This window comes from Bradyrhizobium sp. ISRA430, assembly GCF_029909975.1.
In the GTDB taxonomy this organism is placed as follows: domain Bacteria; phylum Pseudomonadota; class Alphaproteobacteria; order Rhizobiales; family Xanthobacteraceae; genus Bradyrhizobium.
Window position 1 is genome coordinate 2,402,929 of sequence record NZ_CP094516.1, and the last position, 14,791, is coordinate 2,417,719.

Here is a 14,791-nt window from a genome sequence, read left to right on the forward strand (position 1 = left end):
TGCGTGTGGTACAGGGCGCGCGTTCCGGAGAGATTCCGCGATGCGGATCCTGGCTTTCGCCACGACGACAGCGGAGTGTCTGGAAAAATCCTGGCCCTAAAACGCGTTCCTCAGCAGCGGGTATTTGGCTTCGATACCGTCGAGGCTGAGGGTGAGTTCGACGACACGCTCGGGGGCCGCGACGACGTCGGCGGCAGGCGGCGAGAAAGTCCGCAGGAACGCCGCAATCGGAGCGAGCGTCGCAATTGGAGCGATCGGGGCTTCGGTCACGTCAGCGAGCACGTCCGGCGCGGGGGCGAATGCGATCGGCACGGCCGTTTCAGGCGCGATATGCACGGCCTTCGGCTGCACGGTCTGGGCCTGCTCGCGCGGAGCCATGCTTGGTATGGTCGCCGGAGACCAGCCGAACGCGCCCGTCACGCTCGCAGCGGCCGCCGAGACATCCTCGCCGGCCGCGATCGCGCGCCAGGTCTGGAGCGCGCGCTTGGCTTCCTGGATGTTTTCGAGGAATGCGAGCTCCGAGTGATAGCGGCGCCAGCGCCCGGTCTCGAACATTTCCGTGAGATGTTCCAGCCGCTGCTCGGCGAGCGCGCACCAGCGCTTTGCAACGTCGCGGCCGCAAGCCACGCCTTGGCGATGTGTCATGAACCAGCCCGTTGGGAGAAAACACGGACGCGGAGGACGCAACGCTCACGAATCAATTTAGACGCGACATGAATATTTTGTGGAAAAGTTTTGACTTGTCCAGATGCGACGCGGCCGTCGTCATCAGATACCGCGAGTCTACGGAGTTTGCAGCCGATTTGCCGTCAAGCCTCACACAAGCATAGCGGTCTTGCAGCCCTCGGGGCGAATCGCTGACGAGGGACCGCAGGCGCGAGCTCAACCAAAAGCTGATATCGCAAGGAGGCCTTCAAGGAATAAGTCCCCCCCAAAAAGAAAAGACCCGTCCGGGGGGACAACCGGACGGGTCGAGCCATATGGGCGCTTGGGGTGGATGGGCGCTCGCGCCTGATATGACCGATGGGGAGGGATGACCGCTCCCACATATTTTGGTCGTGGCAGCGGGCTGAACGTTCAACGCAGCGTTCGAATTTTTAACCTTCTCGCCACGTGCATCTTTGTCGCAGCAGTTATCGTGACGCCGGCCTATCCGTCTGAGAAACCGTGGATTTATCGTCCGCGCTCGACAGTGACGGTTGGTCGATCGCGCGGATCCCAGGCTCCTCGCGACGCCCCTCGCCGCCTTCACGTTTTGTTGTACCGGACGTCGCGGCAACCGGCGTCGCACCATCGGTGGGAACGGCCATCACGGCCGCGTAAGCATCGGCCTCGCCATCGCCGAACAGATCATCACGCCCAGGCGAGCCGAGGTCGCGCGCGGTCTTCGCAAGCGTCATGCGCAGTGCCTCGGGCTTCAGGGCGAAATTGCGCTCCAGAAGCAGGGCCGCGACGCCGGAGACATAGGCCGCCGAGAACGAGGTGCCCGACGTCATCTGATACTTGCCGTCCGGTGCGGGCAAGAAGATGTCGACGCCGGGCGCCGCCAATGCGATGTAGTTGCCGCGATTGGAGGCGGTGAACAGCCTGTCCTGCTGGTCCGTCGCGCTGACCGCAATCACGTTGGGATTGGCGGCGGGATAGAGCGGCGGAGATTTCGCGCCGGCATTGCCGGCGGCCGCGACCAGCACAAGGCCGCGGGCGGCGGTCGCCGCGAGGGCGCGTCCGATCACCGCGTCCTTCGGACCGGCAAAGCTCATATTGACGATCTGCGCGCCGTGCTCGGCGGCGTAATTCAGCGATCGCAGAATGATGTAGGAGTTGCTCTCGGCACCCCTCGTGGTGCCGCCGAAGGCGCGGATGGCAATGATGCGCGCCTCCGGCGCGCTGCCCATGAGCCGCGCATGCGCCACGATGGCGCCCGCGATGCCGGTGCCGTGGACGTGCGGGCCTTCGGGGCTGCCGAGCGCGTCGAAATTGTCGGTGATCGAATTGGCGAGCTCGGGATGCTTGACGTCGATTCCGGAATCGATCACCGCGACCGTGACATTGGCGCCGTGCACCAGCGTGTGCGCCTGCGGCAGGCGGAGCTTGGCCAGCGCATATTGCGCCGGATCACCTTCGGTCGGCGCCGCTTTCTGGTCCTGGAGCATGTAGCGATAGTTCGGCTGGAGCGAATGCACGCTGCCGTCGGCGGCGAACTCGCGCCGCACAGTGTCGTAGGGCCGGCCGTCGGTGATGCGAAACAGGCCGATCGTGGCGCCGATCAGCGGAAAGTTCTCCGAGGCGACGCGCCTCAAACCATGTCGCCTGGCCAGCTCGTCGGCCTCGGCCAGCGAGAGCGCGCCGTCGATCTCGGCGACGAATTCATTGGCGAAGGTGCGCAGGTTTGCGGCGGCCTGAGCATTATTGCGGCGCGCATTGCCGGCGCTCTTCTTGCCCGATTTGCCGGCGCCGTCGCCGTCGCCCTTCGGCTGCGCGAGGCAGTCGCCATCGGCGTCGCGATAGGGCGCGGTGCAGGCCGGATAGAGGTTCGGCGAGTAGCGCACATAGGGCTGCACCGGGATCGCCAGCCGCGGCGTCAGCCGGGGCGTAGTGGCGACGCGGGGGGCGCGGCCGACACTCACGGCCCTTGCGGCAATGCTCGGACTGATGGTCGGTGTACGCGAGGGGACGCTGATCGTGGGCGTGCGCATGATCGCCTGCGCGTGGGCGACCTCGACGCCGAGCGAGGTGGCGAGGAGAAGCACGGCGGCCACGGATGATGCGTAGGCCCCTGCTCTCACCCCAGTCTCGGACTTGCGCGTCATGAGCCCGAGGCGCGCTTAAGGCGCCGCCACGGCGAGGTTGACGATCTTTTCGCGCTGCATCCGCCCGAGCAGCGCGGTGAGCTCGTCCTGGCTCATCGGCTTTTCGAATTGGAGGCGGAACATGCCGCCCTTGGCGCCGTCGATGATAGAGGCGTGATAGCTGTCGAGCAGCGACGTGATGTCGGCCACTCGCGCCTCCGGCGTGAAGCGCACCAACGCGCGCGCCGGCGCGGCGGCGGATTTACCGAACTCACGCGTGATCGGGGCGTCGGTGGTGGAGAGCGACGCCGTCTGGAAGGTCGCGGTCTGGTTCTTCATCAGCACCGCGCCGATGATGCCGGCTTGCAGCAACAGCACGATCGCACCAAGGCTCGCCGACCAGGCCAGCGTCCGCGGTGACAGACTCGCGAAGAAGGTCGAAATGCGCGCCGAGGGCGGCCGCGCACCGGTTGGGCGCGAGGGCTCGGCGTCGATCGCCGCGAACAGCTTCTGCATCGCGCGCGCCGACGGTGCGCCGAGGCTCTCGTTCAGATGGATGGTCTCTTCGTACTCGCCGCGGATCGCGGCATACTGCCGGGCGAGCTCGGGATCACGCGCGAGCGCTTCCTCGACACGGCGGGCGTCGCGCGCATTCAGCGTGCCGGCGGCATGCCATGGCAGCAGCATTTCAATTTCACTGGGCTCTTGCTCCAGCATCTTCTTGCTCAAAGCCATCATGGCCAGCCTCGCTCCACGCCGGCTGCCTTCAGCAGTTCGGCCAGTTTCTTGCGCGCGTAGAACAGGCGCGTTTTTACCGTGTTCTCAGGTATCCCGACGATCTCGGCCACCTCCTCCACGGACTTCTCGTGGTAGTAGACAAGATCGACGATTTCCCGATGTTCCGGCGAAAGCGCCGTCAGGCACCCCCGCAACGCTTCACTGGTATCCTTCTTCTGCACCACCGTTTCCGGATCGTCCGACGAATCCTCGATCGCGTTGGCAGCTTCTTCGTCCAGCTCGAGGTCCTTCCTGCGCCGGAGCGCAGACAGGGCCTTAAATCGGGTGATTGCCAGCAGCCAGGTGGAGACAGCGGATCGGCCCTCGAACTTGCCGGCCTGACGCCAGACGTCGAGAAACACCTCGCTAATGAGGTCCTCCGCCACCTGTTCGTCGCGCACGAGCCGGAGCCCGAAGCGATACACCCTGACATGGTGCCGCCCGTACAGCACCTGCATGGCGAGCCGGTCGCCTTGGGCGATCCTGGCGATCAGGACCTCGTCCGAAGCCGCCTGTGTCACGCTCAACGCCCGTCTCGCAAGGTTGGTCGGGGCGGAACGGCGGACGGTTCGACGGCAGGCGCAAAATTCTTCAACTTACCGCAATCGTACGGGGCCCTGTGTGATCTACCCCACATCGCCGCATTTTCCTTTCGCCGCCTGTGGCGGCTGGCTGCCCTAATCCAGATCGGTAACATAATACTGAAAAACTTTCCTGCGGAATGCCTGCCCAGCGCAGGCGGCCTGACCAAAACTCGGTCAATGGCGGCGGCCCTGCACGACGTATGTCTCACGAACCCCTGCCTTGGCTCGACCGATCACCGACGATCCCTCATCGCGCACTAATTTCCGCGTCGGATCAAGGCCATTTGCCCTGCGCAAGCCCGGATTCGCGAGGCGAGGATACCAAACCTAAAGGCTTGCCACGTAGATTTTTGGACTGACATCCAGCAACGGCAAGAGCATGAGCACGGCCGCCACGTCCTTCCCGGACCGGAATGCCGCAGAAGCCGCGGAGCTCGCGTTGACGCCCGACGCGACGGCGCCGGAGGTGCGCGCGCGCCGGATGCGACAGCGGCGCCAGATGTATGTCGGCCAGGCCGTGAGCTACTCGCTCGGCGCGTCGGTTCTGCTGCTCTACGCCTACGATGGCGCGGTCTCGATGGCCGTGCCATCGCTGTTCTGGCTCGGCGGCCTGATGATCATCGGCACGTTCACCGTGCTCTCGGAATCCGGCTTCGGCGACCAGTTCGAGGACCACTACCTCACCGTCTTCCAGATCTCGGCGCATATGGCGCTGCAGATGGTATTCCTGCTCGCGGTCCCAACGGTCGGGGTCGCCTTCATCAGCGTGCTGTTCCTGATCTTCGCGTTCGGCACGCTGCGCATGACCTCGGGCCAGGCGATGATCACCTGGGGTCTGGCAACCGTCGGGCTCGCATTCGTCTTCCTGGTCTCGAACCTGCCGATCGGACTGCCGGTCGCAACACGGCTCGAGCGGACCGCGTCGATGCTGTGCTTCGTGCTCGTGATCGGCCAATGCGCCTTCCTCGGCTTGTTCGGCAGCACGCTGCGCAAGATTCTGTATCGGCGCAGCATCGAGCTGAAGACTGCCTACCAGCGCATCGAGGAGCTCGCCGAGCTCGACGAGCTCACCGGCTCCTACAACCGCCGCTGCATCATGCGGCTGCTGGACGCCGAAATCGAGCGCTCGCGCGGGACGGCAGGATCCTGCGCGATCGCGCTGATCGACCTCGACTGGTTCAAGCGTATCAACGACGTCCACGGCCATCCCGTCGGTGACGAGGTTCTGCGCACCTTCGCAATCACCATCTTCGCCAATATCGGCCCGGACGACCGCTTCGGCCGCTACGGCGGCGAGGAATTTCTGCTCCTGCTGCCGCATACGCAAGCCGACGCCGCTGCGCGGATGCTCGAGCGTCTGCGCGGGATCGTCGCCGATCTCGACTGGAACGCATTTTCTCCCGGCATGAACGTGACGATTTCCGCCGGGGTCGCCTCGCTGCGCGACAACGATACTGCCGACACATTTCTCGCGCGCGCCGACGGCGCGCTTTATTCCGCCAAAGCGCAAGGGCGCAACCGCATTGCAACGAGCTGACTATCCCATTTGCCGCCGGTCGCGCAGAAGCCGCCGCCGGACCGAACGCTCCAGGACAGGGCCATGAGATCCAAATCCGCCAAACCTTCCGAAAACCTGCTCGACGAATTGCAGGCCGCGCTCTCGCACGGCACGGTGGCGCGCCGGGTGGAGACCCTGCGCCGCGTCACCGATCTCTTCATCAACAACGCGGTGGATTATTCGGATGAGCACATCCGCCTGTTCGACGACGTCTTCCAGTGCCTGGTTGAGCAGATCGAAACCTCGGCCAAGGCGTTGCTCGCCGACCGTCTCGCGCCGGCCGGCGCCGCGCCCCCCAAAATCATCCGCACGCTGGCACTCGATGACGTCATCGACGTCGCCGGCCCCGTGCTGTCGAAGTCGGAACGGCTGGACGAGGCAACCCTGCTCGAGATCGCGCGCAGCAAGAGCCAGGCCCATCTCAAGGCGATCTCGCTGCGCCGCGTGCTCTCGGACGCGCTCACTGACGTGCTGGTGGCGCGCGGCAACGACGAGGTGGTGCAGTCAACCGTCAGCAATCCGGGCGCCCATTTCTCCGAAGAAAGCCTCGTGGACCTCGTCACCCGCGCCGAGCGCGACGACGACCTCGCCACCTGCATAGGCCTACGGCCCGACCTGCCGCGCCACCACTATCTGAAGCTGGTCGCGAAGGCATCGCTGAGCGTGCGCCGGAAGCTCGAAGCCGCCAATCCGGAGCTCGCCGGCGAAGTGTCCAGCGTCGTCCAGGAAGCGACCCAGCGCATCCGCGCGGCCGCCATGACCAGGCAAACCAAGATGGCGCGTGCGCTGGTGAAGTCGCTGCACGAGGACGGCCGCCTCAACGAATACCAGGTCGGGACCTTCGCCGAGCAAGGCAAGTTCGACGAGACCAATGCCGGGCTTGCGGCCCTCGCCGGCGTCTCGATCGAGATCGCCGAAAACATGATGATCGAAAGCCGCACCGAGGGTGTGATGATCCTCGCCAAAGTCGCAAACATGTCGTGGTCGAGCGTGCGCGCGATCATCGCCATGCGCGAAAAGCTGTCCGGCGGCTCGCAGACCGACATGCTGACGCTGCGGGATACCTATGAGGCGCTGCGCAGCTCCACAGCGCAGCAGGTGCTGCGCTTCCACCGCATGCAACAGAGCACGACGCCGGCAGCCTGAACCGGCGCGCTAGTAGCGCAAAACCTTCGACCCGACGAGCGCACCGATCGCCGTCACCAGCGCGGTCGCGATCGTGTACCAGGTCGCGACGAACAGGGGAGAGTCGTCGGTGCAGTGCGAGGCATAGAGCGTCGCGGCGAGCCCGGCCGACAGCAAGCCGGCCAGCGCGCCGGCGAGCGCGGGCCGCGACGGCGCGCCGTGACGCAGGCCAAACAGCGCGCCCGCAAGCAGTGGCAGCGACATCGCCGGGATTGCCGACAGGCATACCCTGGAATTCTTGCCGACCATCCGCATCGTCATCGGCATGGCCGGCGCCATCATCATCTCGCCGCCGATCGCGACCGCGAGCAGTCCCGCGGGGAGCAGCAGCAGCCAGCCCCAGCCGCGCATCAAGGCTTCGGGGCGCGACAGGTGCAGGCTGATGATGATCGCAGGGATCGCCAGCGACAGCGTCACCGCGAACTTCATGTCGAAGAACGGGTTGTGCATCGCGCTCATGACGTCCGGCCGAACGCCGAGGAAGGTCGCGAAGATCAGGATCGACAAGGGCGCCGCCACCAGCAGCGCCATGGTCAGCACCGCGCCGACGCGCGGCGCACGATGGGCGTTGTCGGCCGCGAGCGTGCGAATGAGTTGATCGGTATCCATGACTAGTGGTCCCGCAGTTTGGCTGTGAGCGCGGCAAGACCTCGATGCAGCGCGACGCGCACCGCACCTTCGCTCATCGAGAACTTTGCCGCCGTGTCCCTGATCGAGGCGCTATCGACGGCGATCGACTGCAACACCTCGCGCTGGCGTTGTGGCAGGGTGTTGAGCTGGGTCGCGACCTCGCTCGCCGAGGCCGTGTCCTGCGGCGTCTCGCCCGGCAGCGTCTCGGCGAAATCGTCGATGTTGACGAAGACACGCCTGCCGCGGCGTCTCAGCGCATCGATCAGCTTGTTGCGGGCGATCGCGAACAGCCACGGGGCGAAGGGGGCTTGGCTATCCCAAGTGTGCCGCTTCAGATGCACCGCCAACAGAATGTCCTGCACGATATCCTCGGCTTGATCGGCAGGCTGCCCAGCCCGCGCCAGACCGCGCCTTGCGGCAGCCCGCAGCACCGGCGTGATCGCCTTCAACAGGCGATGATACGCCGCACCATCGCCCGCCATGGCCGACCGCATCAGGCCGGTCCACTCGTCCTCACGTCCGCGCACGCGCGCCCCTCACCATGCAATTCGGCCGCTCTTTCAATTTGTTACGCCGATCCCACAAGATCACAAATTCGTGATCAATGGTCAGCCTCCCAAGTCCCGGCCGCGAAGCCCGGGGAGGCTCATAACACCGATCAGTCCCGCTCGCATCCGAGGGCGGGTCAGAGAGCGGATCAGGAGGTGCTGGTTTGCCCCGTTTTTGCCCGGTGTAGCCCGAAGATTCCCATTTTCTGCCCCGCTGTGGTCACGCCCCGGCGTCTCTCTTCGCCCCCGGGACGGGCGGATTGGGGAGATCGTCAACATGATGAAAACCAGTGGACGCGCGGCCTTGATTCTTCTGGCCGGACTTTTCTTGCTGTGCGGGGGCGCGGCACAGGCGGCGCCGGATGCTGCCACCAAAACGGACAGCGCGAGCAAACAGGCCGACGAGGTCAAGCCCAGCAAGCACCGGCGCCACACCTCGCACCGCCGCAGCAGTAGCAGCAAGACGGCGGAAAAATCCTCCGACGACCAGGCCGGCAAGAAGGACGCGGCAAAGGCAGCCGACGCAAAGGCCAACAACGACACGCCGGCCTCCAGTCAGATGCCGCCGACAGTCGCCAACGCCAATGCGCAGCTTGCTGCCGCCGACACACCGACTGCGGCTGCGGCCACTGCAATGACCAATCGGGCCAACGACAACGTGCAGGCGGCCGCCGACAATGCCGCCGCCTCCTCCGGCGCCGAGAACCAGGTGGTCGCGTCCGACCAGCTCAACGAGGTCGACCGCGCCCTGCAACAGGACAACCCGCCCGCGCAGAAGGCGGTGGCCGCAGCAACCGACGCGCAGCCGCGTCCGGCGCCGGTGATGGCCGCAAGCAGCCAGCAGAGCTCGGCCTGGGACCAGAGCTCGCTGATCGGCAAGATCTTCATCGGTGCCGGCGCACTTCTGACGCTGGCATCCGCCGCGCGCATGTTCATGGCCTGACGCCTGTTCCGGGGCGCGCGGCACGCGCGTCCCGGTGGCTTTTGGCCCCTTGAAGCCCACCGCGCCAGCGGGCAAATTGCCCGCTCAATCAAAAGCGTGGGTGGAGCATGAGCACGTTCGAACACATCATCGTCGAAAGCAAAGGCGCGGTCGGCATCATCAAGCTGAACCGGCCGAAGATGCTCAATGCGCTGTCTTTCGGCGTCTTCCGCGAGATCGCCGCGGCCGTCGACGATCTCGAGGCCGATGACGCCATCGGCTGCATCGTCCTGACCGGCAGCGAGAAGGCCTTCGCCGCCGGCGCCGACATCAAGGAGATGCAGCCGAAGGCCTTCATCGACATGTTCTCCGAGGATTTTGCCGCGATCGGCGGCGATCGCGTGGCACGCTGCCGCAAGCCTACGATTGCGGCGGTCGCGGGCTATGCGCTCGGCGGCGGCTGCGAGCTCGCCATGATGTGCGACATCATCATCGCCGCCGACACCGCGAAGTTCGGCCAGCCCGAGATCACGCTCGGCACCATTCCCGGCATCGGCGGCACGCAGCGCCTGACGCGCGCGATCGGCAAGTCCAAGGCCATGGACCTTTGCCTCACCGGCCGCATGATGGATGCGGCGGAAGCCGAACGCAGCGGCCTCGTCAGCCGCATCGTTCCGGCCGACAAGCTGATCGACGAGGCGCTGGCGGCCGCCGAGAAGATCGCTTCGATGTCGCGGCCCGCGGCCGCGATGGCCAAGGAGGCGGTGAACCGCGCGTTCGAGACCACGCTCGCCGAGGGCATGAGCGTCGAACGCAACCTGTTCCACTCGACCTTCGCGCTGGAAGACCGCTCCGAGGGCATGGCCGCGTTCATCGAGAAGCGCAAGCCGGTGAACAAGAACCGGTAGGGGTCCGCTAATTAAAATTCGCCGTCGTGCCGGACAAGCGCAGCGAAGCGGAGCGCAGATCGGGGACCCCCGCGCGAGCGCTTTGCGCTCGTCGCGATAGCCAGAGGAAGTGGTTTGGCGAAGACTCGCGGTTACCGGTTCGCGCGACAACTTCTCCCTGGGTTTATGGGTCCCGGCCTTCGCCAGGCCTTCGCCGGGACGACGGTGATTAAACATTCGCAGTCGTCCCGGCGACGGCCGAGTTAGTTGCTACGGCTCCGCGCCAAGGCTGCACTCACCAGCGCGCGATAGCCGTGTTCCGGCCAGGTCTTGGGACGATCAAGGCCAAGGCGTGCGAGGCAGGCCTCGTCGGCCGCGTCGGGAATGCGTGTCACTCCCTGCCATAGCAGGCCCGCGAGCACGCGTGGCGAGCGCTGCGCACCTTGCAGGATCTGCAGCGCAGGGATGAGACGTTGCTCGACCTCGGTGAAATCAGAGCCGAACGGAAACGACGGCAGCAGCCCGGCTTCGCGCGCGCCTTTGAGCGCCTTCGCAATCCGCTCGGGGTGGTTCTCGCGATGGACCGCCCGGAGCTCGTAGCCGCGGGGCAGTTTGCCGGCCTCCTGCGCAACCCGCATCAGCTCGTCCTGGAAGCGCGAGTCGGCGATCGCAAGCATTGCGGCGATCACGTCGGCGTCCGACTTTCCCCTGAGATCGGCAACGCCATATTCGGTGACGAAGACATCGCGCAGATGCCGCGGGATGGTCTCATGCCCGTATCGCCAGAGGACGTTTGATCGGAGCTTACCGCCGGCCTGCCGCGTCGCCTCGAGCGTCAGCACCGATCGTGCTCCCTTCAGCGCAAAGGCTTGCGCCACGAAATTGTACTGCCCGCCGACGCCGCTCACCACCTGCCCATCGTCGAGGCCGTCGGAGACGGCGGCTCCCATGAGAGTCGCCATCATCGTGTTGTTGACGAAGCGCGCATCGACGCGGGCGCGGCGCTTCTGCTCCTCCTCGCCATACAGCGCGTTGGTGAACGACACCGGCATCATCTGGATGCGCGCGATCTGGTCGGGCGGCATCTCGCGCAGCGCGCGATAGAAGGACTTTGGACCGAGAAAGAAAGCGCCGTGCAGCACGACGCCGTCGACTGCGCGCTTGAGAATGCCGGCATCGATCAGCCCGATGAACGCCTCCGTCAGCATCTCGCTGACGCCGTAGAGGCCTAAGTCGAACGAACTGGTCTCCTGAGCGACCGCCGGCCGCGCCGGCGACAGCCGGGTCATGATGTCGTGAAAGGCTGCACTGTCGCGATGGCGCAGGATCAGGCCCTGCGCCAGTGCGTCGCCGATCTGCCCGATGCCGATCTGAAGCGAGCCGCCATCGGGCACCAGCGATGCCGCATTCAGCCCGATGGCATATTTGGTATCGGAGATCGGCTCCGACGGCGGCGCGAACAGCGGAAAGTCGGTCGCAGCACTCTCCAGAACCGCGCTGAACTCATCGGCCGGAAGATCGCCCGCGCCGGGCATGAACGGCAGTTCGGAATTCACCTGCGCGATCAGCTTGAACGATGCGCGTCCGGCGCGGCGCTCGCGCAGCACGTCCAGCGTCGTGTCCGTATTGCAGGACAGGCTGTAGCGCGGCACGCCATTGACGATGCGCTTGGCGACAAGCTGCGTCACCACGTTGAGCCCGCATGCGAGGAGATAGTCCGCGGCGTGGGTGTAGTTGGCCGAGATGTAGTTCTGCTGCGCTGCAGGCACATGCAGCCAGCGCCCTGCAAGAAAGAAGAATTCGAAGACACTGACATTGGGCGGCAACCTGCCCTCGCGCAGCGCGCCGGCATAGGCGAGATCGGGATAGCCGCCGAACAGGCGGTCGATGACGGGCGTGATGAAGCGGCGCTCGATCAGGCTCGCCGGCTTCGGCTTTTCCAGTGTCAGCGCCGAGAGCAGTGTCAGCTTGATGTCAGGATCGGCGCAAGCCCGCGCATAGAGAGCATTGACCACATGATTGGCCTTGCCGAGGCCGAGCGGCAGCCCGACCACAAGATCGGTCCCGACGTCGCGAATGATCTCCTCGGCGAGAGCGTCGGCGTCGGAGAACAGTTTCGGCATCATCCGCGAGGTCCGGACCGCAAGGCAAAGGCGCCTTCCGGGATCGAGAGGCGTCTGTGCTCTCCTATAGCGCATTTGGGGATGGGATTCGTGTGTGACGCACCTGCAACAAGCACGGATTTCATGGGGGTTTCATCCGCGGCAGTTTGCCTGCGAGACCTCCGCTGGTTAAACAGTTAAGAGGGCCGCCGTCGGCGGGGGCGGACAGCCGGGGTTTTGCGGGATCATATGAACGGGCGGACCGCCAGTACTGGCCGCGAGTGGATGCGGCGTCGACCGGGCGCGGGCCCTGCTCTTGTCGCATGGTCTGCGCTGATGCTGACGTGCGCCCTGCCGGCCCCTGTGCGGGCCGAAGCCCTGCCCGAGGCCCTGGCCAAGGCCTACCAGACCAATCCGCAGCTCAATGCCGAGCGCGCGCGGCAGCGCGCGACTGACGAGAATGTGCCGCAGGCGCTCGTCGGCTACCGGCCGCAGATCGTGGCGAGCCTGAGCGCCGGCCTGCAAGCGGTACGAGACCTGCTGCCCAACAACACCATCCAGACCGCGACGCTGAAGCCCTGGACCATCGGCGTCACCGTGACGCAGACCCTGTTCAACGGCTTCCGGACCGCCAACAGCGTGCGGGTCGCCGAGCTCCAGGTGCAGTCTGGCCGCGAGGCACTGCGCAATGTCGGACAGGGCGTGCTGCTCGACGCGGTCACGGCCTACACCAACGTGCTTGCCAACCAGTCGTTGGTCGAAGCCCAACGCTCCAACGTCGCCTTCCTGCGCGAGACGCTCGCTGTCACCCAGCGACGCCTCAACGCCGGAGACGTCACCCCGACCGACACCGCGCAGGCGGAGGCCCGCCTCAACCGCGGGCTCGCCGATCTCAACGCCGCCGAAGTCGCGCTTGCGGTGAGCCAGGCGACCTATGCGCAGGTGATCGGCAATCCGCCCGCGCAGCTTCGCCCCGCCGAGGTCGTCGATCGCTATCTGCCGAAGAGCCGGGAGGATTCGATGGCGATGGCGATCCGCGAGCATCCGGCGGTGATGGCCGCCGGTTTCGACGTCGACGTCGCCTCGACCAACATCCGCGTGGCCGAAGGCGCGCTGCTGCCCAGCGCCAGCGTCCAGGGCAGCGTCAGCCGCAGCCGCGACAGCGACCCGACGCTCGGCACCTTCGGCACCGACCAGGCCTCGATCGTCGCCAACGTCACCGCCCCGATCTACGACGGCGGCCAGGCCGCCTCGCAAACCCGGCAGGCCAAGGAAGTCACGGCGCAGAGCCGGCTCGTGCTCGACCAAGTCCGCAACCAGGCGCGCACCGCCGCGGTCAGCGCCTGGGTTGCCAATGAGGGCGCCAAGATCGCAGTCTCTGCTTCCGAGTCCGAAGTGAAGGCAGCCACGGTCGCCCTGCAAGGCGTGCAGCGCGAGGCGGCCGGCGGACAGCGCACGACGGTGGACGTGCTGAACTCGCAGGCCGACCTGATCCAGGCCAAGGCACGCCTGATCGGCGCGCTGCGCGACCGCGTCATCGCGTCCTACACGCTGCTCAGCGCCATCGGGCATCTCGACGTCAAGACGTTGAACCTGAACACGCCGGACTATCTGCCCGAAGTGCACTATCACCAGGTCCGCGACGCCTGGCACGGCCTGCGCACGCCGTCGGGGCAGTGATCGCTCGCGACATATCCGCCTCCGGCGTCCGGCCCCCAATCCCGCCGGCCAGCCCTGAAGAAACTCCCTGCAACGCTCACCAGCCATGCGGCCGCTGGACGAAGGCGCCGCCGGCGGACGTGATATTCTCCCTCGATCAGAACAATAAGCGGGGAGAGAAACCATGCTCAACCGACGCAGCGTCCTGCTTGCCTCCCTTGCCGCAGGAGTAGCCATGACCAGCAAAGCCCACGCCAAGGCAGCGCAGCCCGCGACGCCGGTCAATTTCGATGTCCCGGCCCACGCGTGCGACTGCCACACCCATATCCACGGCGATCCCGAGAAGTTTCCGTTCTTTGCAGGGCGCGTCTATACGCCGGAGCCGGCCTCTCCGGAGGAGATGGCGGCGCTGCACAAGGCGCTGCATATCGAGCGCGTGGTGATCGTGACGCCGAGCGTCTACGGCACCGACAACTCCTCCACCCTGTTCGGCATGAAGGCGCGCGGCGCGACCGCGCGCGGGGTCGCGGTGATCGACGACAAGACGACGGAGGCCCAGCTCGATACGATGCAGCAGGACGGCTTCCGCGGCATCCGCATCAATCTCGCCACCGGCGGCATCAGCGATCCCAATGTCGGACGTACCCGCTTCACCGCGGCGGTCGAGCGCATGAAGGCGCGCGGCTGGCACGTGCAGCTCTACACGACGCTGCCGATGATCTCGGCGATCAAGGATCTCGTGCTTGCGGCACCCGTGCCGGCCGTGTTCGACCATTTCGGCGGCCTTGAGGCCTCGCTCGGGCTGGAGCAGCCGGGATTTGCCGACCTGATCGCGCTCGTCAAATCCGGCAAGGCCTATGTGAAGATTTCCGGAGCCTATCGTTCGTCAAAGCTCGCGCCCGACTATCAGGACATGGTGCCCTATGCGCGCGCGCTGATCGCGGCCAATCCGGACCGCATCGTCTGGGGCACCGACTGGCCGCATCCGGATTCGAGCCATGTCGAGGGGCGCAAGGCCACCGACATCGCGCCGCTCTACCAGATCGACGACGGCCGCTTGCTCAACCAGCTTCCGGTCTGGGCGCCGGATGCCGATGTGCGCAAGAAAATCCTGGTCGACAATCCGGCGCGGCTCTACGGGTTCTGAGGC

Annotated in this window: 13 protein-coding genes; 6 read left to right on the forward strand and 7 right to left on the reverse strand. The window is 65.9% G+C overall.

Annotated elements, in window-relative coordinates; genetic code table 11:
- Positions 1-96 precede the first annotated feature (96 nt).
- The 4 genes from MTX21_RS11850 to MTX21_RS11865 form a co-directional block, all read right to left on the reverse strand.
- A complete protein-coding gene (locus MTX21_RS11850) occupies positions 97-627 on the reverse strand; it encodes a TIGR03809 family protein (protein ID WP_280971030.1) in 531 nt (176 codons plus the stop codon).
- A gap of 506 nt (positions 628-1,133) precedes the next feature.
- The gene (locus MTX21_RS11855; protein ID WP_280964987.1) at positions 1,134-2,810 is read right to left on the reverse strand and encodes a S8 family serine peptidase; all 1,677 of its coding nucleotides are present in this window, start codon (positions 2,808-2,810) and stop codon (positions 1,134-1,136) included.
- A 15-nt stretch (positions 2,811-2,825) separates the two neighbouring features.
- Entirely contained in the window at positions 2,826-3,527 is a 702-nt protein-coding gene (locus MTX21_RS11860) for a hypothetical protein (protein WP_280964988.1), read from the reverse strand.
- Complete coding sequence (locus MTX21_RS11865; protein WP_280964989.1) at positions 3,524-4,093, reverse strand: sigma-70 family RNA polymerase sigma factor; 570 nt, start codon at positions 4,091-4,093, stop codon at positions 3,524-3,526. Before MTX21_RS11865 ends, MTX21_RS11860 begins: the two co-directional genes overlap by 4 nt.
- Positions 4,094-4,529: 436 nt before the next feature.
- Between MTX21_RS11865 and MTX21_RS11870 the strand changes: the two genes are divergently transcribed.
- Both MTX21_RS11870 and MTX21_RS11875 read left to right on the forward strand, forming a co-directional pair.
- The gene (locus MTX21_RS11870) at positions 4,530-5,687 is read left to right on the forward strand and encodes a GGDEF domain-containing protein (protein WP_280964990.1); all 1,158 of its coding nucleotides are present in this window, start codon (positions 4,530-4,532) and stop codon (positions 5,685-5,687) included.
- 63 nt (positions 5,688-5,750) lie between these two features.
- On the forward strand, positions 5,751-6,854 hold the full coding sequence (locus MTX21_RS11875; RefSeq protein ID WP_280964991.1) for a DUF2336 domain-containing protein: 1,104 nt from the start codon (positions 5,751-5,753) through the stop codon (positions 6,852-6,854).
- A gap of 9 nt (positions 6,855-6,863) precedes the next feature.
- Here MTX21_RS11875 and MTX21_RS11880 read toward each other — a convergent pair whose 3' ends face one another.
- Positions 6,864-7,502: a DUF1109 domain-containing protein gene (locus MTX21_RS11880; RefSeq protein ID WP_280964992.1), complete on the reverse strand. Its 639-nt coding sequence runs from the start codon at positions 7,500-7,502 to the stop codon at positions 6,864-6,866.
- Between the two features lie 2 nt (positions 7,503-7,504).
- Positions 7,505-8,050 (reverse strand): sigma-70 family RNA polymerase sigma factor, encoded by a 546-nt coding sequence (locus tag MTX21_RS11885; protein WP_280964993.1) that lies wholly within the window; start codon positions 8,048-8,050, stop codon positions 7,505-7,507.
- Positions 8,051-8,348: 298 nt separating this feature from the next.
- Between MTX21_RS11885 and MTX21_RS11890 the strand changes: the two genes are divergently transcribed.
- Together MTX21_RS11890 and MTX21_RS11895 are read left to right on the forward strand one after the other, a co-directional pair.
- Positions 8,349-9,014 (forward strand): hypothetical protein, encoded by a 666-nt coding sequence (locus MTX21_RS11890; protein WP_280964994.1) that lies wholly within the window; start codon positions 8,349-8,351, stop codon positions 9,012-9,014.
- Positions 9,015-9,121: 107 nt separating this feature from the next.
- The gene (locus tag MTX21_RS11895; RefSeq protein WP_280964995.1) at positions 9,122-9,901 is read left to right on the forward strand and encodes an enoyl-CoA hydratase; all 780 of its coding nucleotides are present in this window, start codon (positions 9,122-9,124) and stop codon (positions 9,899-9,901) included.
- Between the two features lie 242 nt (positions 9,902-10,143).
- On the opposite strand, the gene MTX21_RS11900 is transcribed toward MTX21_RS11895, so the two are convergent.
- Positions 10,144-12,003: an acetyl-CoA hydrolase/transferase C-terminal domain-containing protein gene (locus tag MTX21_RS11900; protein ID WP_280971031.1), complete on the reverse strand. Its 1,860-nt coding sequence runs from the start codon at positions 12,001-12,003 to the stop codon at positions 10,144-10,146.
- Between the two features lie 315 nt (positions 12,004-12,318).
- On the opposite strand from MTX21_RS11900, the gene MTX21_RS11905 reads away from it, so the two are divergent.
- Both MTX21_RS11905 and MTX21_RS11910 read left to right on the forward strand, forming a co-directional pair.
- Positions 12,319-13,662, forward strand: a complete 1,344-nt coding sequence (locus MTX21_RS11905) for a TolC family outer membrane protein (protein ID WP_280964996.1) — start codon at positions 12,319-12,321, stop codon at positions 13,660-13,662.
- A gap of 163 nt (positions 13,663-13,825) precedes the next feature.
- Positions 13,826-14,788, forward strand: coding sequence for an amidohydrolase family protein (locus MTX21_RS11910; RefSeq protein ID WP_280964997.1), 963 nt, complete (start codon positions 13,826-13,828; stop codon positions 14,786-14,788).
- The last annotated feature ends 3 nt before the right edge of the window (positions 14,789-14,791 follow it).

Bases quoted from the DNA above. Each gene is read 5' to 3' on its own strand.
- MTX21_RS11900 (WP_280971031.1), bottom strand. From the start codon at position 12,003: ATGCCGAAACTGTTCTCCGACGCCGACGCTCTCGCCGAGGAGATCATT.
- MTX21_RS11855 (WP_280964987.1), bottom strand. From the start codon at position 2,810: ATGACGCGCAAGTCCGAGACTGGGGTGAGAGCAGGGGCCTACGCATCA.
- MTX21_RS11890 (WP_280964994.1), top strand. From the start codon at position 8,349: ATGATGAAAACCAGTGGACGCGCGGCCTTGATTCTTCTGGCCGGACTT.
- MTX21_RS11895 (WP_280964995.1), top strand. From the start codon at position 9,122: ATGAGCACGTTCGAACACATCATCGTCGAAAGCAAAGGCGCGGTCGGC.
- MTX21_RS11910 (WP_280964997.1), top strand. From the start codon at position 13,826: ATGCTCAACCGACGCAGCGTCCTGCTTGCCTCCCTTGCCGCAGGAGTA.
- MTX21_RS11870 (WP_280964990.1), top strand. From the start codon at position 4,530: ATGAGCACGGCCGCCACGTCCTTCCCGGACCGGAATGCCGCAGAAGCC.
- MTX21_RS11875 (WP_280964991.1), top strand. From the start codon at position 5,751: ATGAGATCCAAATCCGCCAAACCTTCCGAAAACCTGCTCGACGAATTG.
- MTX21_RS11905 (WP_280964996.1), top strand. From the start codon at position 12,319: ATGCTGACGTGCGCCCTGCCGGCCCCTGTGCGGGCCGAAGCCCTGCCC.
- MTX21_RS11880 (WP_280964992.1), bottom strand. From the start codon at position 7,502: ATGGATACCGATCAACTCATTCGCACGCTCGCGGCCGACAACGCCCAT.
- MTX21_RS11860 (WP_280964988.1), bottom strand. From the start codon at position 3,527: ATGATGGCTTTGAGCAAGAAGATGCTGGAGCAAGAGCCCAGTGAAATT.